Here is an 18,124-nt window from a genome sequence, read left to right as displayed (position 1 = left end):
ACCGTGGACTTCGCACACTCTCCCCGCACCGCCGAGCTGGCGACCAGGCTCCAAGCCTTCATGGACGAGTACGTCTACCCGGCGGAGGCCGTGTACGACGCGCAGATCGCGGCGAACGAGAACTTCCATGAGCAACCCCAGGTCATGCGTGACCTGCAGAGGACCGCCCGTGAGCAGGGCCTGTGGAACCTCTTCATGACCCACGGCGACCGGGGTGCCGGACTGACCAACCTCGAGTACGCCCCGCTCGCCGAGATCATGGGCCGCTCCATCATCGGCAACGAGGCCGTCAACTGCTCCGCACCCGACACCGGCAACATGGAGATCCTGGCCATGTACGGTACGGAGCAGCAGCAGAAGGAGTGGCTGCAGCCGCTGCTCGACTGCGAGATCCGCTCGGCGTTCGCGATGACGGAGCCGGCCGTCGCCAGCTCCGACGCGCGCAACATCACCTCGACGATCCACCGCGAGGGTGACGCGTACGTCCTCAACGGCCGCAAGTGGTACACCTCAGGGATCCTCGACCCGGACTGCAAGCTGGTCATCTTTATGGGCAAGTCGGACCCGGACGCCCCCGCCTACCGTCGGCAGAGCATGATCCTCGTGCCCCGTGACGCCGAGGGCATCGAGGTCCTGCGAGATCTGCCGATGTTCGGGTACAGGGACCGGCTCGGCCACGGTGAGGTGCAGTTCACCGACGTGCGCGTGCCAGTGGGGAACATGCTCGGCTCCGAGGGCGACGGCTTCGCGATCGCCCAGGGCCGCCTCGGCCCCGGCAGGATGCACTACGCGATGCGTGCCATCGGCATGGCCGAGCGGGCGCTGGAGCTGATGTGCCGGCGCGCCCAGACCCGGGTCGCGTTCGGCGGACCGCTGGCCGACCAGGGAGTGGTGCGCGAGTGGATAGCCCGCAGCCGCATGGAGATCGACCAGATCCGGCTCTACACCTTCAAGGCCGCCTGGCTGATGGACACCCGGGGCAACGCCGCCGCGCGCACCGAGGCCGCCGCGATCAAGGTCGCGGCGATGGAGGTGGCGCACAGGACCGTCGACCGCGCCGTGCAGACCTGGGGCGCCGCGGGGGTCAGCGGTGACACCGTGCTGACCCGGCTGCACGCCCTCACCCGGGCGCTGCAGATCGCCGACGGTCCGGGCGAGGTGCACCTGCGCACGATCGGACTCCGCGAGCTCAAGCAGTACGCCGACCTGCGACAGGAGGACGCACAGTGACCGCGCGCGAGCTGGAGGGAAAGACCGCCCTGGTCACCGGCGCCACCCGCGGCCTGGGCCGCGCGATCGCCGACGCGCTGGCCGACGCCGGCGCCACCGTGATCGTCTCCAGCCGCAAGGAGGAGGCGTGCGCCACCGTGGCCCACGAGATCACCCGGGCGACCGGGGTGAAGGCCTACCCGCTCGCGCTTCATGTGGGCGACTGGGAGGCCGTCGAGCCGGCGGTCGACGCCGTGGTCCGTGACCACGGGAGGATCGACGTGCTGGTCAACAATGCCGGCATCGCACCGCTCGCACCGTCGGCGTACGACGTCAGCGAGGCACTCTTCGACAAGACCATCGACGTCAACCTCAAAGGCCCCTTCCGGCTGATGGCCGTCGCCGGACGACACATGCGCAGGGCCGGCGGCGGTTCGATCATCAACATCTCCAGCATCGGAGCCGAACGCCCGAGCCCGCCCGAGGCGGCCTACGCCGCATCCAAGAACGGGCTCAACGCGTTGACCCGCTCTTTCGCTCAGGAGTACGCGCCCACGGTGCGGGTCAACTGCGTCATGCCCGGTGCCTTCGCCACCGACATGGCCGGTGGCTGGGACGAAGAGTTCACCGGCAAAGTGGTCGACCGGCTCCCCGCAGAGCGCCTGGGCGACCCGCGCGAACTCGCCGGAATGGTCGTGCACCTGGCGTCCGACCGGGCGGGCTACACCACTGGCGCGCTGATCCCCGTCGACGGCGGCCGGACGGCGGTGTACTGATGGCCGGCCTGCCCGCGATGTTCGACCTCACCGGTCGGGTGGCCGTGGTCACCGGTGCCTCCTCGGGCCTCGGTGACGGGTTCGCCCGCACTCTTGTGAAGGCCGGTGCGACGGTCGTGGCCGCCGCCCGCCGGGTCGACCGCCTCGAGAAGCTCGCGGCGGAGCTGCCCGACGTCGTGCCCGTGGCCTGCGACATCACCGACGCGGCGGACCGCGAGCGCCTGATCGCAGCCGCGTCCGAGATCAACGGCGGCATCGACGTGCTGGTCAACAACGCCGGCAGGCCCGGGCCTCCGGACGCGCTCTCGGAGACCGCGGCGGAGTTCGACTCGATCCTCGAGGTCAACCTCACCTCCGGCTTCCACCTCTCGGCCGCCGCCGTGAAGGCGCTCCCCGACGACCGCGGCGCGTCGATCATCAACGTGTCGTCCGTGATCGGTCTCGTCTCGACGGCGCCCATCGGCGGCGCCGGGTACGCCGCGTCGAAGGCGGCCGTCATCGGGATCACCCGCGAGCTGGCCGGCCAATGGGGCCGCCGGGGCGTCCGGGTCAACGCTTTGGTGCCGGGCTGGTTCGACACCGAGATGACCGACGGGCTCTTCACCGACGAGCGGTCGGCCACCTGGGTCCGGCGCAACACGATGCTCAACCGTGGCGGGCGGGAGGGCGAGGTCGACGGTGCCATGCTCTTCCTGGCCTCCGACGCGTCGAGCTATGTCACCGGCCATGTGCTGACCGTGGACGGGGGATGGACCGCCCGATGAGCGAGCTGCCCGAGACCATGTCTGCCGTACGCCTCCACGACTGGGGCAAGCCGCCCCGGCTCGAGGAGGTGCCGGTGCCCCGCCCGACCGGACAGCAGGTCCTGCTGCAGGTCGAGGCCGCGGGCCTGTGCCACTCCGACCTGCACATCATGGACGCCGCGCCGGGAATGCTCCCGTACCGGCCGCCCTTCACGCTCGGCCACGAGGTGGTCGGCACCGTTGTGGCGACCGGCGACGAGGTGGCGAATGATCTGCCGGGCGGGCGGTACGCCGTGCACGGCATCTGGTCGTGCGGCCACTGCCGCCAGTGTCTGCGTGGCCGGGAGAACTACTGCGTTGCCCTGACCGGGCCGATCGGGGGCGGCATCGGATACGACGGCGGGCTCGCCGAGTACCTTCTGGTTCCCACCGCCGACCATCTCGTGCCGGCACCGGGCGTCGACCCCGTGGCGCTGGCGCCGCTCACCGACGCGGGCCTGACGGCGTACCACGCACTGCGGCCCTACACCGGCCTAGTGCCCGGCGGTGTGGTGGTCGTGGTCGGAATCGGTGGCCTCGGCCATCTCGCGCTGCAACTGGTGGCGCAGCTCGAGCCGTGCGCGATCGTGGCCGTCGACGCCCGAGAGGAAGCACGTGCGCTTGCCGGGCGGCTTGGGGCGACGGTCGTCGCGGCCTCGGTCGGCGAAGCGGCCGCCGCGGTGTCCGGGATGGACGGCGGCCCGGGTGCCGACCTCGTCCTCGACTTCGTCGGCTCGGAGGAGACTCTCCGGCGCGGAGTGTCACTCCTCGCCCCCGGCGGTCAGCTGGCACTCGTGGGGTCCGCCGGCGGGCGGCTGAGCGTGGCCAAGGGCGCGGACCTCCCGCGCGGCTGGGGGATCACCGCACCGTTCTGGGGCCCGCGACGCGACCTCGAGCAGGTGGCCGCCCTCGCGTCGCAGGGCAAGCTGCACGCCGAGACGGAGACTTACCGTCTCGACCAGGCGCTGGAAGCCTACGAGCGGTTGCGCGCCGGCGAGGTGCACGGCCGTGCGGTCGTGGCCCCCGGCCGCTGAGCACACGTCACAGCGAGAGATCAGGAGGACCAGGATGCAGCAGCTGGCGCAGGAGCTGAGCGGGCGCGCCGACCGCTCGCCCCACGACATCGCGGTGGTCGACGCCGACGGCGAACACACCGTGGGGGAAGTCGTCGCCGAGGCGGACCGCCTCGCCCGCCTGCTGCAGAACACGCTCGCGGGCCCGCCGACGGTCCTGGTCCAGGCCGACAACTCCTGGCGGACCCTGGCCGCGGCGGCAGCGGTCGGCATGCGGGGCGGGCTGGTGGCCGTGATCAGCGGCCACGCCACCCGCTCCGAGTACGAGCTCGCACTCGAAGACATCCACCCCGACGCCGTCGTCGCAGCGCCCGGGACGGTGGCCACCTGGCAGGTCTCCACCGACGAACTGCCGTCGGCCGGGACCGCGCTGGACGGCTGGACCGTACACGCGACGAGGCCGGGCTCCACCCTCGGGGTCGAGAGGTGGCGTCGTGGCGTGGTCATCGCCATGACGTCGGGCTCGACCGGGCGGCCGAAGTGCGTCGTGCAGTCCGAGGCGGCTCTCCGGTACGCCGGGCAGGCCACGATCGACGCCGTGGGGCTACGACCCGGTGACCCCGTGGGCGCGCTCGTGCCGCTGTCATCGGTGGCGGCGTTCTGCTTCGGCATGCACCTGCCGGCGATGCTCGGCGCTCCCATGGTCTGCCTGGCGAAGTGGAACCCGCAGGACGCCGTTGCCCTGCTCCGCGAGCGACAGGTGGCCTGGACGATGCTCGTCCCGACCATGGCTCTGCAGCTCTCACTGGTGTCGGAATCAGAGGGCGCACTCACCTCTCTCAAGGCGATGACGGTGGGGGGCGGCCCGATGAACGCTCAGTCCCTCGAGCGTGCCGAGACACACCTCGGCACCCGGTTCCTCCGTGTGTTCGGCATGTCGGAGTGCCTCGGCCACACCACGCCGCTGCCCTCCGACTCCGCCGAAGTGCGGCTCGGACGCGACGGCCGTCCGTTCCCCGGCACCGAGGTACGGGTGGTCGGGGACGACGGGTCCCTGCTGCCGGACGGCGAGGTGGGCCACGCCCAGGTCCGGGGTCCGTCGCGCTTCGTCGGGTACGCCCGCGACGGCGAGGCGCAGCCCGCCGAACTGACCGCGGACGGCTTCCTCTCCACGGGCGATCGGGCGTGCATCAACGACGACGGCAGCATCAGCATCCTCGGCCGCGAGAAACAGGTGATCATCCGCGGCGGCCGCAATATCGACATCAACGAGGTCGAGGCCGCCCTGGCGGCCATCCCGGGGGTGGCCCAGGTCTGTGTGGTTCCCGTGCCCGACCCGCTGCTGGGAGAGCGGGCCGCGGCCCTGCTGGTCGTCTCCGGTGCCGAACTCGACCTGGAGGACGTGCGCCGCCACCTCGAGGCGGCCGACTTCCCGAAGTTCAAGTGGCCCGAGTTCGTGCATGCCGTGCCTAGCCTGCCGCAGAACCGTGTCGGCAAGCTCAATCGCAAGGAGGCGATCTCCCTCGCGAGCGAGCTGAGCAGTGTCGCCGAGGAGACGTCCGGCGACCACTGCCTCTGGGTACCCTGACCTGAATTCGTCTCGGCGAGAGAGGGTCAGCACCGTGACCGCAGACACCAGCACCCGCACCGACGGACCCCGCTCCAAGCGTCGCAGGGTCCTCGACGCCGCCGTCGACAACTTCGGCAAGGTGGGTTTCGAGCACACCAAGTGGGCCACGATCGCGGACGAGGTCGGCATCGGACAGACCGCGCTCTACCACTACTTCGAGTCCAAGGTTCACTGCCTCCTCACGATCATGAGCACGGAGCTCGAATGCTCCCTGGCGCGGGCGCGAACCGCTGTCGCGGAGCTGGAGGACCACGAGGAGATCCTGCGCGCCGCCGTGGCGTCTGCTTTCCAGGTGACGCCGCGGGAAGCGCTCCAGGCCAGGATCCTGCTGAGCCACCAGGACCTGCTCGTCTCCCGACGGACCTCACGGCAGGAGGAGGCCGAACGTCTGCGGGCGCGCGAACTCGTCCGCGAGATCGAGCGCGAGTGGGCCGCCCGTCTCCGCCGTGGCATGGATGCAGGCGCCTTCCCGGGCCGCGACGAGACAGTGCTCGTGCGGCTCGTGCTGGGCCTGCTGAACAGCGTGTGGCGCTGGTACCGGCCGAACGGGCCCCTGGCCCTCACGCAGGTCTCCGACACCGCCGTGGAGGCGTGCGTCCGGCTCGTGAGGTAGCCGAAATTGAATTCAACTCCTAGGAGATTCCCGTGTATAACCTGGTGATCCTCGCTTCCCGGCCCAGCGACTGGACTCACGACCAGTTCATCGAGTGGTGGCGCGGCGCGCATGCCGACATGACGTATGGACTGCCTGGTCTGTGCCGTTGGCACCACACCGAGATCCTCGAGGCGATGGACGACAAGCACTCGGCGGGCTGGGACGGTCTGTCGGTGTTGAGCTTCAAGTCCAAGCAGGATCTGGAGACGGCGCTCGCCAGCGAGGAGTGGACGAAGGCGGTCGAGCACGTCGGCGCGATGCGCGGACGGCGCATCGCGGTCATGGGTGATGAGCGAGTCATGGTCCCCGAGCAGTGAGCGCACAGCAGCTGGACTGGACCGCTCCCGGTTGCCATCCCGTGGTGGACGGGGTGCACCGCATCCCGTTGCCGATGCCCCAGGACGGCCTGCGGGCGATCAACGTCTATGCGCTCGAGGGTCCCGACGGCCTGGCCCTCGTCGACGCCGGCTGGCGGGTGCCCGGCAACCTCGAGCTGCTCGACGATTCGCTGCATCGGATCGGGCGGTCCGTCGCCGACGTGCGGGGGGTCTACGTCACCCACATCCACCGCGACCACTACACCCTCGGCCCCGAGCTGCGCCGGGTCACGGGAGCGCGTCTCCACCTGGGCGAGGGCGAGCGGCACGGCGTTCGGCTCATCCAGGAGCTGGGCAGCAACCAGCCCTCGGCATCCTTGCGGGAGTTGCGGCGGGCCGGCGCACCGGGGCTGGTTGAGGCCATTGACGAACTGGTCGCCGATGAACCTTGGGAGCTGCGCGATTGGGAAGCGCCTGATGACTGGCTGCGGCCGGGTCCGGTCAAGATCGCCGGTCACCCGATGGAGGCCGTCGCCGTGCCCGGTCACACCAAGGGGCATCTGGTCTTCCACGACGTGGAGCGAGGGCACATGTTCACCGGTGATCACGTACTGCCCAGGATCTCCCCGTCGATCGGCTTCGAGCTGGGGGAATGGGAGTTGCCGCTCGGTCGCTACCTGGAGTCGCTCAGGCTGCTGCTCGCCGGAGCGGATGCGACCATGCTGCCCGCCCACGGCTGTCCCGGCGGCAGTGTGCATGCACGGGTTCGCGAACTGCTCGCCCATCACGACGCTCGGCTCGGCGCCACGAGGCGCCAACTCCTCGACGGTCCGCGAACCGGCCTGGACGTCGCGCGCGGACTCACCTGGACCAGACGTGAGCGGGCCTTCGATGCCCTCGACACGTTCAACCGGATGATCGCCGTGTGCGAGACCATGGCCCACCTCGACGTGCTGGCCGACCGCGGAGACATCGTCGTGGCCTACGCGGACGGCGTCGCGCGCTTCCGCATGCCCTGAGCCGATCATGAACCGGCGAGCGGTCCGGTCGCGGCCCGCGTAGGGCCCCCGCTCACCCCCGGGGGCCCGCGCACCCGATCAGCGCTGCGGCAGCTCGCATCCCCCAGAGTATTGAACTGATATCAGTTTGATGCTTACGGTGGCGCCGTCGAGCCGCCTCCTGGTTTGACTGCCGTCCCCTGAGAGCGCAAAGGAGCGCCGATGTCGACACACCCTCAGGCCGATCGCGAGCGGGTCGCCCGCCGTGCGGGCGTGGCAGCCGCCGCCGGAACGGCGATCGAGTACTACGACTTCGCCATCTACGGCTATCTCGCGGTCGTCCTCGCTCCGCTGTTCTTCCCTGGTCACAACAGCTTTGTCCAACTGCTCGGGACGCTGGGTGTCGTCGCCACCGGGTTCCTGGCACGGCCGGTCGGGGGCCTGGTTTTCGGCAGGCTCGGTGACCGCCATGGCCGTCGTGCCGTTCTGATGGCCACCGTCGCTGTGATGGGGACCGCGACCACACTCACCGGGCTGCTGCCGACCCACGCCTCGATCGGGGTCGCCGCCCCCGCCCTGCTGACGGCGCTTCGCCTCCTGCAGGGCTTCGCGGCCGGCGGCGAGATCGGAGGAGCCGCCTCGCTCTCCACGGAGTCCGCACCCTCACGCCGTCGCGGTCTGTTCGGCTCCGCGACCGCGATCGGAATCTCCCTCGGACTCGCGGCCGCGGCGGCCACGATCGCCACGCTCAGCGCCCTCACTTCCCCCGAGCAGATGAACAGCTTCGGTTGGCGCGTCCCGTTCCTCATCGCGGCGCCGCTCCTGGTGGCGGCCGTGCTGTATCGGATGCGAGTCGAGGATTCCCCCGTGTTCACGGAAATGGTGCAGCGGGCCGCTCCGCCGAAGGCGCCCGTGTCGGAGGTCCTGCGGACGCACAAGGCCTCGGTCCTCCGGGTCGTCGGCATCGCCTACTCGACGATGACCACGGGCGGCATCGCCTCGGTGTACATGCTCGTGCACCTCTCGGCCGTGCTGAAGTACCCGCTGACCTGGTCGCTGTGGCTGATCGTGCTGATCGTGCTCACGCCGCTCGTGGCCACTCCCTGGGCGGGTGCGCTCAGCGACCGGTTCGGCAGGCGTCGCGTCCTCGCGGCCGGCATGGCGGGTTTCCTCGTGCTCGCGGTGCCGTGTTTCTGGGCGATGCAGCAGGGTTCCCTGACGCTCGCCGTCGTCGCAGCGCTCGTGCTGAACGTGCCGTTCAGCATCCAGCAGGGCGTTGTCTACACCCAGTACTCCGAACTCTTCCCCACCCGAGTGCGCTACACGGGCATCTCTCTCGGGTTCAACGTCGGCGGCGTCATCGGCACCGGCCTGGTGTCCCTGATAGCGACGTGGCTGGTCAGCGCCACCGGGCTCACCATCGCCCCGGCCTTCTACATCATGTTCGCCGCCAGCGTGGGACTGCTCGTCACCGGGACGATGCCCGAGACCTCGCGCGGCGACCTGGCAGGGGAGCAGGAGCCGACGACGCCCGTCCACGGCGCTGCGGCGAAGCAGACCGAGGCCGTCCGGTGACAGTCGTGCCCACCCCGGGCCGCGGCCTGAAGAGGGATCGATGAGAAGGCTTGACGACCAACGCGTGATCCTCACCGGCGCGACCGGGGGCATCGGCACGGTGATCGCCGAGCGGCTCGTTGCCGAGGGCGCCTCGGTAGCGCTCACCGACGTCGACGGCGACGCCTGCGCAGAACTCGCGGCACGACTGGACGGCGACACACTTCCCGTCCGCCTCGATGTGACCGCCGAGGACGCCTGGCGTTCCGTCGTGCTGGCCGTGCGGGAACGATGGGGCGCGGCGCACGTGCTGGTCAACAACGCCGGCATCGGGAGTCTCGGGACCGTCGGGTCGGAGACCCGCGAGCGCTGGGACCAGGTGGTCGCCGTCGACCAGCTGGGCACCTGGCTGGGGATGAAGCACGTCGGCGCCGAGATCGAACGCAGCGGCGGCGGCGCGATCGTCAACATCGCGTCGATACTCGGCGCCACCGGTGGACTCGCCAACAGCTTCTCGTACGCGGCGGCCAAAGGCGCGGTGCGATCGATGACGATGAACGCGGCCTTGCACTGGGCCACCCGCGGGGTGCGCGTGAACGCGGTCGTACCCGCTTTCATCGGCACCGCGCCACTGCTGGAGCGCTACGGCGGGACCGAACGGCACACCGCGATGCTCGCCAACACGCCCATGGGGCGGCTCGGGCGCCCCGAGGAGGTCGCCGCAGCAGTCGCCTTCCTGGCGAGCGACGACTCCGGGTACACGACGGGATCGGAGATCTATGTCGACGGCGGCTGGTCGGCCCGCTAGGGCGCAGCACGGCCGGCGCTTCCCGCCGAGCCGGCCGCGTACCGCGCCTCCCCGCTGCCCGCTCCCGTTCGTCCTCGAAGCGGAGGCCGGTGCCGCGTTCGGGCGGCCGGGCCGGGAGCGCCGAAGATTCTGCCGTTGCCCATGTGAATTCAAGGTACTGAGGTGGGGAGAGGGTCGTGCGGAGTGCGCAGATGCAAGTTGTCGATTACCCCGAGGGACCTGTGCGGCCGGAACACTTCGAAGTCGTCGAGGTGGACGTCGCAGACCCCGGGCCCGGTCAGGTGCTGGTGCGCAACACCTGGACATCGGTGGATCCGGGCCTGCGCCTCAGACTCCGGCCGTCGGCTCCCGTCGGGTACTTCTCGTCGTTCCGGCCGGGTACCGCGATGGACGGCATTCTCACGGTCGGCCAGGTGATCGAGTCCCGGGCGCCGGGCTTCGAGCCCGGCAACACGGTGTGGCACTCCTACGGGTGGCGCGAGCACGCCGTGGTCGACGCCTCCGAGCAGGCGATGAACGGCATCGGCGACCTGCGCGTCCTCGACGTCGACAACGTGGCGCCGAGCTGGTACCTCGGGCCGCTCGGGGCCATCGGGCTGACGGCGTACAGCGGGCTGTCGGTGGCCGGAGCCCTCGAACATGGGGAGACGGTGTGGGTTTCCGCGGCGGCGGGTGCCGTGGGCTCGCTCGCGACGCAGATCGCGACCCGGCTGGGGCACCGGGTGATCGCCAGCGCCGGATCCGCGGAGAAGGTCGCCTGGCTCGTCGACGAGCTCGGCGTGGCCGACGCGTTCGACCACCGGGAAGAGCTGCCGGCGGTCGCACTGCCCCGGCTGGCGCCCGGAGGTCTCGACGTCTACTTCGACAATGTCGGCGGGGACCATCTGGCGGCGGCCCTGGACAACTTGCGCATGTTCGGCCGGGTCGCGCTCTGCGGCTCCGTGTCCGACTACGAGTCGGAGCCGCGGGTGCCGAGGAACCTCTTCCTTGCCACGGCGAAGCACCTCACGCTCACAGGCTTCCGCGGCAGTCTCCACCTCGACCTGCTTCCGGAGATGCAGCGCCGCGTTGGCGGCTGGCTGCGTGACGGCAGCATCACCTACCGCGAGACCGTGTACGAGGGCTTGGCCCAAGCGCCCCGGGCTCTCGCGGACTTGCTCGCGGGGCGCACGCTCGGCAAGACGCTGGTACGCCTGTGAGAGCCGGAGCCTCTCAGGCCGTCACCGCGGATTCCTCGGCCAGAAGCACGAGCACCAGCGCCTCCGCCATGCAGGCGGGTTTCGCCGACCCCTCCGCCTCCGCCGTGTAGCGGATCCGGCCGAGCACACCGGGACCGTCGATGCTTGCCGTAAAGGCTTCCTAATGTGAATTCACTTCAAATAGAGTGCACTGCGCCGGCGTGACCTGACCAGACAGCTGAGGAGTTCTTGATGGGGATGAACAGCACGAGCACCGGAGGGACCGAGAAGATCCTCGTCCTCGACGGAGCACGCACCCCGATCGGCAGCTTCGGTGGGATGTTCAAGGACGTGCCGGCGCACGAGCTCGGCGCGACCGCGGTCCGAGCGGCGCTCTCGCGCTCGGGCGTCGCTGCCGACGACGTTCACGAGGTGGTGATGGGCTGCATAGGCCAGGTCGGACCTGACGCCTACAACGCCCGCCGTGTCGCCCTCACCGCCGGCCTCCCGGACCGGGTTCCGGCGTACACCGTGAACCGTCTGTGCGGCTCGGGCCTGCAGGCGGTGTGGTCCGCGGCCATGCAGATGCGATGGGGAGGGGTGGACGTCGCCGTCGCGGGCGGCGACGAGTCGATGACCCGGATGCCGTTCTACGACTTCGCCGCCCGCAGCGGCTACAGGCTGGGCAACCGCGAGCTGGTCGACGGCACCGTGATGATGCTGACCGACCCGTTCCACGGTGTCCACATGGGGCTGACGGCCGAGAGGGTCGCGTCGAAGTACGACGTCTCCCGCCGGCAGCAGGACGAGTTCGCTGTGGAGTCGCAACGGCGGGCCGCGAGAGCCGAGGCGCTGGCGGCGTTCGCCGAGGAGATCGTCCCCGTCGAGGTCGGCGGCCGGAAGCCTTTCACGGCGGAGCAGGACGAGCACCCGAAGCCGCAGACCACGATCGAGACGCTGGCGGGGCTCCGCCCGGCGTTCGCCGAGAACGGCACCGTCACCGCCGGTAACGCCTCGGGCGTCAACGACGGGGCCGCGGCCCTGGTGCTCGCGCGCGAGTCGGTCGCCACCGAGCGCGGACTGACCGGGCTGGTCTCGCTGGAGGCCGTCGCCACCGCGGCCATGGAGCCGGAGCTGATGGGATACGCGCCGGTCCTCGCCCTGCGGAAACTGTTCGAGCAGACCGGCACGTCACCGTCCGACATCGGCATCATCGAGCTCAACGAGGCCTTCGCCGCCCAGGCGGTCGCCTGTGTCAGGGATGCCAAGCTCGACCCCGAGCGGGTCAACCCCTACGGCGGCGCGATCGCGCTCGGCCATCCGGTCGGCGCCACGGGGGCCAACCTGACCCTGCGGGTCGCCAGAGACCTGGTCCGCCGCGATCTCGAGCTGGGCGTCGTGACCATGTGCATCGGCGGCGGGCAGGCCCTGGCCGCCCTGTTCCGGCGGGTCTGAGGCCATGGGCGCCGCAGTGGAGTACGACGCCGCGGGCGGCGTCGGGAGGATCGTGCTGAACCGGCCGGAGGTCTCCAACGCCGTCGACCTGTCGACCGCCGCCGCCTTCGGCGCGGCCGTCGACGCGGCGGCCGCGGACGAGTCCGTCCGGGTGCTGCTGGTCTCCGGAGCCGGGTCCCGGTTCTGCTCCGGTGGTGATGTCGCCTCGATGCTGGCCGACGACGACCGGGCGGCGTATCTGGAGAGCCTCGCCGGCGAGTTGGACGCCGCACTGCAGCGGCTGCTCGCCCTGGAGCGGCCAGTGGTCGCCGCCGTCCATGGTGCCGTCGCCGGCGCGGGGCTGGCGGTGATGCTCAGCTGCGACCTCGTCGTCGCCGACGAGGAGACCCGGTTCCTCAGTGCGTACGCCGGTGTCGGGCTCACCCCGGACTGCGGGCTGTCCTGGCTCCTGCCGCGGTCGGTCGGCCAGACGCGGGCCCTCGAGCTGCTGCTCACGCCGCGTGTCCTGGCCGCCGACGAGGCGCGGGACTGGGGACTGGTCACCAGGCTCGCTCCCGCGGGCACGGCCCTGGCCGAGGCCGAGCGACTGGCGACGGCGCTGGCGGCCGGTCCGCCGTACGCCCTCGGCCAGGCGCGCCGCCTGTCGCGCAGTGCCTGGGACCAGAACCGCGCCGCCCTCGGACGGGACGAGGCGCGGACGATCGCGCGCGCGGTGGAGACCGCCGAGGCGCGCGAGCGGCTCGAGAGATTCACCGGCCGCTCAGGCCGGCCGGAGGTATCGACGATCGGCTCGACGGATGTCCCAAGGGGCGTGTGACGGTTTCGGGCATCGTGTCGTGGTGATCAAGGGCGCTGCCCGGGGGATCGGGTGCGGGTGTGCGGCCCGCTGCGCCGAGGAAGGTGCCCGGGGCGCAGGGGGCGTCCTGGCGACTCTCATGAGAGCCCTGTGGCTTGGTCCGGCGCTGCGGGGGCCACGACCGATTGCGCGGCGCCGCAGCGGCTGGTCGGGAGGGCGCTGTCCGCCGGCATCGGCAACACCGGCCGCCGCCGCGATGTCCGTGGAGGGCCGGGCAGGCGTGGCGGCGTTTGTCGCCGGGCATCGAACCCGACTCCGTCCGACCGGGACGGCGCCGCACGGACCCTGAATTCGTAGCCGACCTGAACTTGGGTCTACCCTCGGACGACCGGACGGTGATCGGTACCGTCTTGGATGGTGAGGGAGACAGGCAATGGCAAGGGCGCGGATCGTGGATCCGGAGGAGGGGCCCAGGTCGAAGCGCAGCGCGATTCTCGTGGCTGCCGTGGAGCGGTTCGGGGAGGACGGCTACGAGAACACCAAGTGGTCGGAGGTGGCCGACCGAGTGGGTATCGGGCAGACCGCCCTCTACCACTACTTCGAGTCCAAGGCCCACTGCCTGCTCACCATCATGCGCCAGGAACTGCAGCGCTCCCACGACCAGTTCGTGGAGGCCACCGCCGACGAGACGGACCCGGTGGAGGAACTGCGCGCAGCGGTCCGGTCCGCCTTCGCGGTCACCGAGCAGGAGATCCGCCAGATGCGCATCCTCCAGGCCAACATGTCCCTGCTCGCCGTCCCGCGGAAGTCCAAGCGTGAGGAGACCGAGCGCGTCGCGGCCCGCCAGCTGGTCCAGATGGTCGAGCGGGACTGGACGAGCCTGCTGATGCGCGGCATGTCCAAAGGCGGCTTCCCGGTCCGTGACGCGCACACCCTCGGCCTCGCCGTCCTCGGCATGATCGTCAGTGTCTGGCGATGGTACCGCCCGACCGGCGCGATCCCGCTGCCGGAGATCAGCGAGATGATCGAAGGATGCGTGGTGAGGATGGTCGCGGACCAGGCGTGTTGATCACGAGCGTGGTGCACGCTCGTTGGAGTTGATCAGGGCGAAGGCCTCCGGTGTGCGCAGTTGTCCAGCACTGCACCGCACACCGGAGGTCTTCGTTTTTCACCGCGATGCCCGGCCGACCGTTCCGCGGCGGCCGTACGCCGGGCCACGGGTCGGCCGCGTCGGGTGACGTCCGGCCCCTTGTCGGCGGCGCGGCTGCTGCCGTACAGTCGATTGAACTGAACTCAAGTTACTTGTGGGGTTGAGGGAGAGCGATCGGCAATGGTGCTTCGCGAATACATGGCCCGCATGGACGGCCAGGACCCGGAAAAGGCCCTCGAACTGCTGGAACCCGGCTTCCGGTTTCTCATCTCCCTGCCTGGCGGCCAACGCAGCGGCACCTCCCGCGAGGACTTCGCCGCCTACATCTCCGGGCGCAACGCCGTGGACCGCCGGCACGAGATCGTGCGGTACGCCGTCGACGGCGATGTCGAGACCGCGTACGGCTTCGTCGTCGACGAGGGCGTGACCACGGGAGCCTTCCTGTCCGCCGTGCGGGTCTCACCGGCCGGGCTGATGGCCGGCTACCAGTCGTTCTTCACCCCCGACTTCGACCTGGTGGACCGGCCGTGAACGCGCCGTCCACGTCCGTCGCACCGTTCCTGACCACCTGGTTCGGCATCCTCGACAGTGACGACGCCGACCGGATCCTCGACCTGATCAGCGACGACTTCTCCTTCTCGATCCTGTTCTCCACCGGCGGCGACGCCGGCACCGACTTCCACGGCGGCCGCGCGGAGATGGAGGGGTACCTCGCCCAGCGTGAGGTCGGCGTCCGCACCCACCACCCGCTCACGGCCTCCACCATCGGCCGGGACGAGCTGTACCTCGGTGAGGTGCGCAGGTCGGGCGCACCGGAGGCGACGTTCGTGGCCTGGGCCCGACTGGACGACGAGGGCCGGGTACGGCGGCTGTTGATCGGGCGCTCGCCCGCGGTCCTGTTCACGTGATCACCCCGGGAGGCGCGATGCTTGAGGAGGGCAGGGTGTACAACCTCGTCCGTCCGGCCGCCCGAGTGGACGCAGGAACGGTTCATCGACTGGTGGCGCGGCGAGCCAACCGCACTCACCCGGCACCTGCCCGGCCTCAGGCCATGGCGCCACACCGACATCGACGCGGCCCTCGACCGCGCTGCGAGGGCTGGGGTGTACTGTGCGGCGAAGCCGGTGGAGGTGACGGATCGTGAAGTCCACATCCACTGCGTTCAGTTGACCCATCCGTCGGTCGAAGTTCCGCCCGTACTCGCGGTTTTGTGCGTCCTCGCTCCTGCCGTCTGGCCGTGGCCACCACCGCCCCAGCCGACCTCGCCGAGATCGCCCGCCGCTACGGCTTGCGGGCGGCGGTCGAGCAGAGCTGCAAGCAAGTCAAGGACGAACTGGGCCGGGCCGACTTCCAGGTCCGCTCCGACCGCGCCGTCCGCCGCCACCAGACCCTGGTCAGGTGCGTCTTCTCCTTCTGCTGGGACCGGTGGTCCGCGCCACCCGGACCCGGTGGACGCCACCGCGCCGGATCCATGTCCCGAGGAGGGGACAGAGAGGGGAGCCGGGCCAACTCCACCGGCCCCAACTGCGTTGCCGTCCCAGGGCCTTACGCGCCACCCATTCCTGGCTCACCCCTTCGCCACCCTGATCGACGCGGTCACCACCGGACACGGCATCGACCTCTGCCGCCGGACTTACGAGCTACCGGTGGTCGACGATGTCCCGCGGTCGCCGTCCCGCCAGGAAATCGGCCACGTTCTGCACGGCGGCCAGGGCGATGCGGATCAGGGTTTCGCGGGTCACCCCGCCGACGTGCGGTGAGAGCACCACGTTCGGTGACTTGAGGAGGCGCAGGGCCGGGGTGGGTGGTTCGGGGTCGAAGACGTCGATGCCCGCCCCGGCCAGGGCGCCCTTTTCCAGCGCGTCCGCGAGGGCGTCCTGGTCGATGAGGGCGCCCCGCGCCGTGTTGATCACGAACGCCGTCGGCTTGAGGAGGGCGAGCCATTCGGCGTCGAGCAGATGCCGGGTCTCGTCGGTGAGCGGTGCGTGCAGGGAGACGTAGTCGGCCGTGCGCAGGAGCTCGTCGAGCGGGACATGGCGGGCCCCGCCGAACCGGGCCTCCGTCTCCTCGGACAGCCTGCGGCGACCGGCGTAGACGATGCTCATGTCGAACGCGACCGCGCGGCGGGCCACTTGCTGCCCGATGCCGCCGAGTCCGACGATGCCGAGCGTCTTGCCACTCAGTTCGGTGAGGGACCGCTGCAGTCGGGGCAGCGCCCAGTCCGCCTCGACGAGCGCCGTGTGCGCGGGGATCAGCTGCTTGGCCAGCGCCAGCATGAGGGCGAAGGTCTGCTCGGCCACGTTCTGCGACTCGGCGCCGCTGGAGCCGATGTTGCACACGAGTACGTCCCGGGCACGGGCGGCCTCCACGTCGACGTAGTCGAAGCCGTGGCTCGCGCACTGCACCAGCTTCAAGCCCGGTGCGGCGGCGAGGTGTTCGGCGGTCACGGGGGAGAGGGCCGTGATGATCACGTGTGCGGCGCGGAGGGCGGCCGGGTCCTCGTCGGTCGCCTCGACGACGGAGACGTTCGCCTCGCCGGGAAAGAGCGTGGCGAGTCCGGCGCCGGCGGCGCGGCCTCCTACGTGCGGGGCGATGACGGCGAGAACGTTCTTCGGGGCGGTGGTCATACGGATTCCTCGACGAGGTCGGCGGGGCCGATCGTGGCGGGTGTGGCGTGTCCGGACAGGGCGAGCGTGAGGTCGAGCTCCGCGAGCAGACAGCGGATCACATGCTCGACGCCCGGCTGTCCGTCGAGACCGAGCCCGTACACGTACGGCCGCCCCAGGAGCACAGCCTGCGCGCCGAGCGCGAGTGCCTTGAAGACGTCGTCGCCGGTGCGCACGCCGCTGTCGAACAGGACTGTCAGCCGGTCGCCGACCGCCTCGGCCACCCGGGGCAGGGCGTCGGCGGCCGCGACGGAGCCGGCCACCTGGCGGCCGCCGTGGTTGGAGACGACCACGCCGTCCATCCCGGCGTCGGCGGCCTGCCGGGCGTCGTCCGGGTGCAGGATGCCCTTGAGGACGATCGGGCCGTCCCAGTTCTCCCGCAGGAACGCCAGGTCCGGCCAGGTCTTGCCGGGGTCGGCGAACATGCCGACGAAGTGCAGTACGGCTGCGTTCGGGTCCTCGTGGACCGGCTTGGCGAGGCCCGCCTGGAAGGCCGGGTCCGAGAAGTAGTTCGCGGTGCCGACGCCGTGCAGGAAGGGGAGATAGGCCTGGTCGAGGTCGCGGGGGCGCCAGGCCAGCAGGGGCGTGTCGAGGGTGACGACCAGCGCCGTGAACCCGGCCGCCTTCGCCCGGTTCAGGAAAGACCGCGTCACCTCACGGTCCTTGGCCCAGTACAGCTGGAACCAGCGCTCCGCGTCGCCCATCGCCTCCGCGACCTGCTCCATCGGCGTGCTGGACGCCGAGGACAGGATGTACGGCACGCCCTGCGCGGCGGCGGCACGGGCGGCCGCGGACTCGGCGTCCGGGTGCATGATCGACAGCACGCCGACCGGCGCCAGGGCCAGCGGGGCGGGCAGCGCGCGGCCCAGCACCTCGACGGACAGGTCCCGCTCGTGCACGTCCCGCAGCATCCGCGGCACGATCCGGCGCCGTCCGAGCGCCGCCCGGTTCGCGCGCGCCGTGCTGCCGTCGCCCGCGCTGCCCGCGACATAGCCGACGGGCCCGGGGCCGAGCCGTTGCTCGGTCAGCTCCTCCAGCCGGGTCAGATCGGTGGGCAGCCTCGGTACGGCGCCCGACATCCCGCCCAGATAGATCTCGTACTGGAAGTCCGCCCAGTGCTTGGCCATGGGTACGTCC

The 18,124-nt window shown here is 70.8% G+C and carries 18 protein-coding genes; 16 read left to right on the top strand and 2 right to left on the bottom strand.

Features of this window, described 5'->3' with window-relative positions:
• Positions 1 to 3 precede the first annotated feature (3 nt).
• From AB0N07_RS25780 to AB0N07_RS25705, 16 genes are all read left to right on the top strand, one after another.
• Entirely contained in the window at positions 4 to 1,230 is a 1,227-nt protein-coding gene (locus tag AB0N07_RS25780) for an acyl-CoA dehydrogenase family protein (protein WP_365838882.1), read from the top strand.
• Positions 1,227 to 1,985, top strand: a complete 759-nt coding sequence (locus AB0N07_RS25775) for a glucose 1-dehydrogenase (RefSeq protein ID WP_365838880.1) — start codon at positions 1,227 to 1,229, stop codon at positions 1,983 to 1,985. Before AB0N07_RS25780 ends, AB0N07_RS25775 begins: the two co-directional genes overlap by 4 nt.
• Positions 1,985 to 2,749 carry an SDR family oxidoreductase gene (locus tag AB0N07_RS25770; RefSeq protein ID WP_365838878.1) on the top strand — a complete coding sequence of 255 codons (765 nt, stop codon included), beginning with the start codon at positions 1,985 to 1,987 and terminating at the stop codon, positions 2,747 to 2,749. Before AB0N07_RS25775 ends, AB0N07_RS25770 begins: the two co-directional genes overlap by 1 nt.
• On the top strand, positions 2,746 to 3,801 hold the full coding sequence (locus tag AB0N07_RS25765) for an alcohol dehydrogenase catalytic domain-containing protein (protein WP_365838876.1): 1,056 nt from the start codon (positions 2,746 to 2,748) through the stop codon (positions 3,799 to 3,801). Before AB0N07_RS25770 ends, AB0N07_RS25765 begins: the two co-directional genes overlap by 4 nt.
• Before the next feature lie 34 nt (positions 3,802 to 3,835).
• The gene (locus AB0N07_RS25760; RefSeq protein WP_365838874.1) at positions 3,836 to 5,368 is read left to right on the top strand and encodes a class I adenylate-forming enzyme family protein; all 1,533 of its coding nucleotides are present in this window, start codon (positions 3,836 to 3,838) and stop codon (positions 5,366 to 5,368) included.
• A 34-nt stretch (positions 5,369 to 5,402) separates the two neighbouring features.
• The gene (locus tag AB0N07_RS25755) at positions 5,403 to 6,023 is read left to right on the top strand and encodes a TetR family transcriptional regulator (protein WP_365838872.1); all 621 of its coding nucleotides are present in this window, start codon (positions 5,403 to 5,405) and stop codon (positions 6,021 to 6,023) included.
• Between the two features lie 32 nt (positions 6,024 to 6,055).
• The gene (locus AB0N07_RS25750) at positions 6,056 to 6,382 is read left to right on the top strand and encodes an EthD family reductase (RefSeq protein ID WP_365838870.1); all 327 of its coding nucleotides are present in this window, start codon (positions 6,056 to 6,058) and stop codon (positions 6,380 to 6,382) included.
• Positions 6,379 to 7,401 (top strand): MBL fold metallo-hydrolase, encoded by a 1,023-nt coding sequence (locus AB0N07_RS25745; protein ID WP_365838868.1) that lies wholly within the window; start codon positions 6,379 to 6,381, stop codon positions 7,399 to 7,401. Before AB0N07_RS25750 ends, AB0N07_RS25745 begins: the two co-directional genes overlap by 4 nt.
• A 201-nt stretch (positions 7,402 to 7,602) precedes the next feature.
• On the top strand, positions 7,603 to 8,955 hold the full coding sequence (locus tag AB0N07_RS25740) for an MFS transporter (protein ID WP_365838866.1): 1,353 nt from the start codon (positions 7,603 to 7,605) through the stop codon (positions 8,953 to 8,955).
• A 40-nt stretch (positions 8,956 to 8,995) separates the two neighbouring features.
• The gene (locus AB0N07_RS25735) at positions 8,996 to 9,742 is read left to right on the top strand and encodes an SDR family oxidoreductase (protein ID WP_365838864.1); all 747 of its coding nucleotides are present in this window, start codon (positions 8,996 to 8,998) and stop codon (positions 9,740 to 9,742) included.
• Positions 9,743 to 9,933: 191 nt separating this feature from the next.
• Complete coding sequence (locus AB0N07_RS25730) at positions 9,934 to 10,941, top strand: NADP-dependent oxidoreductase (protein WP_365838862.1); 1,008 nt, start codon at positions 9,934 to 9,936, stop codon at positions 10,939 to 10,941.
• A 237-nt stretch (positions 10,942 to 11,178) separates the two neighbouring features.
• Positions 11,179 to 12,375 carry a thiolase family protein gene (locus AB0N07_RS25725; protein ID WP_365838860.1) on the top strand — a complete coding sequence of 399 codons (1,197 nt, stop codon included), beginning with the start codon at positions 11,179 to 11,181 and terminating at the stop codon, positions 12,373 to 12,375.
• 4 nt (positions 12,376 to 12,379) lie between these two features.
• Positions 12,380 to 13,192, top strand: coding sequence for an enoyl-CoA hydratase/isomerase family protein (locus tag AB0N07_RS25720; RefSeq protein WP_365838858.1), 813 nt, complete (start codon positions 12,380 to 12,382; stop codon positions 13,190 to 13,192).
• 412 nt (positions 13,193 to 13,604) lie between these two features.
• A complete protein-coding gene (locus tag AB0N07_RS25715; RefSeq protein ID WP_365838856.1) occupies positions 13,605 to 14,240 on the top strand; it encodes a TetR/AcrR family transcriptional regulator in 636 nt (211 codons plus the stop codon).
• A gap of 261 nt (positions 14,241 to 14,501) precedes the next feature.
• Positions 14,502 to 14,852, top strand: a complete 351-nt coding sequence (locus tag AB0N07_RS25710) for a nuclear transport factor 2 family protein (protein ID WP_365838854.1) — start codon at positions 14,502 to 14,504, stop codon at positions 14,850 to 14,852.
• The gene (locus tag AB0N07_RS25705; RefSeq protein WP_365838852.1) at positions 14,849 to 15,229 is read left to right on the top strand and encodes a hypothetical protein; all 381 of its coding nucleotides are present in this window, start codon (positions 14,849 to 14,851) and stop codon (positions 15,227 to 15,229) included. Before AB0N07_RS25710 ends, AB0N07_RS25705 begins: the two co-directional genes overlap by 4 nt.
• 732 nt (positions 15,230 to 15,961) lie before the next feature.
• On the opposite strand, the gene AB0N07_RS25700 is transcribed toward AB0N07_RS25705, so the two are convergent.
• Together AB0N07_RS25700 and AB0N07_RS25695 are read right to left on the bottom strand one after the other, a co-directional pair.
• Complete coding sequence (locus AB0N07_RS25700) at positions 15,962 to 16,948, bottom strand: NAD(P)-dependent oxidoreductase (RefSeq protein WP_365838850.1); 987 nt, start codon at positions 16,946 to 16,948, stop codon at positions 15,962 to 15,964.
• A complete protein-coding gene (locus AB0N07_RS25695) occupies positions 16,945 to 18,114 on the bottom strand; it encodes a lactate 2-monooxygenase (protein WP_365838944.1) in 1,170 nt (389 codons plus the stop codon). Before AB0N07_RS25695 ends, AB0N07_RS25700 begins: the two co-directional genes overlap by 4 nt.
• Positions 18,115 to 18,124: the final 10 nt, after the last annotated feature.

It is taken from the genome of Streptomyces sp. NPDC051172 (assembly GCF_040682555.1).
Lineage (GTDB): Bacteria > Actinomycetota > Actinomycetes > Streptomycetales > Streptomycetaceae > Streptomyces.
The sequence above is the reverse complement of the archived record's forward strand: the minus strand, read 5'-3'. Positions and strand labels throughout refer to the sequence as shown.

What these genes read in the sequence shown, in the direction of transcription:
- AB0N07_RS25770 (WP_365838878.1), top strand. Translation starts at nt 1,985, where the DNA reads ATGGCCGGCCTGCCCGCGATGTTCGACCTCACCGGTCGGGTGGCCGTG.
- AB0N07_RS25765 (WP_365838876.1), top strand. Translation starts at nt 2,746, where the DNA reads ATGAGCGAGCTGCCCGAGACCATGTCTGCCGTACGCCTCCACGACTGG.
- AB0N07_RS25760 (WP_365838874.1), top strand. Translation starts at nt 3,836, where the DNA reads ATGCAGCAGCTGGCGCAGGAGCTGAGCGGGCGCGCCGACCGCTCGCCC.
- AB0N07_RS25740 (WP_365838866.1), top strand. Translation starts at nt 7,603, where the DNA reads ATGTCGACACACCCTCAGGCCGATCGCGAGCGGGTCGCCCGCCGTGCG.
- AB0N07_RS25735 (WP_365838864.1), top strand. Translation starts at nt 8,996, where the DNA reads ATGAGAAGGCTTGACGACCAACGCGTGATCCTCACCGGCGCGACCGGG.
- AB0N07_RS25730 (WP_365838862.1), top strand. Translation starts at nt 9,934, where the DNA reads ATGCAAGTTGTCGATTACCCCGAGGGACCTGTGCGGCCGGAACACTTC.
- AB0N07_RS25725 (WP_365838860.1), top strand. Translation starts at nt 11,179, where the DNA reads ATGAACAGCACGAGCACCGGAGGGACCGAGAAGATCCTCGTCCTCGAC.
- AB0N07_RS25720 (WP_365838858.1), top strand. Translation starts at nt 12,380, where the DNA reads ATGGGCGCCGCAGTGGAGTACGACGCCGCGGGCGGCGTCGGGAGGATC.
- AB0N07_RS25715 (WP_365838856.1), top strand. Translation starts at nt 13,605, where the DNA reads ATGGCAAGGGCGCGGATCGTGGATCCGGAGGAGGGGCCCAGGTCGAAG.
- AB0N07_RS25710 (WP_365838854.1), top strand. Translation starts at nt 14,502, where the DNA reads ATGGTGCTTCGCGAATACATGGCCCGCATGGACGGCCAGGACCCGGAA.
- AB0N07_RS25700 (WP_365838850.1), bottom strand. Translation starts at nt 16,948, where the DNA reads ATGACCACCGCCCCGAAGAACGTTCTCGCCGTCATCGCCCCGCACGTA.
- AB0N07_RS25695 (WP_365838944.1), bottom strand. Translation starts at nt 18,114, where the DNA reads ATGGCCAAGCACTGGGCGGACTTCCAGTACGAGATCTATCTGGGCGGG.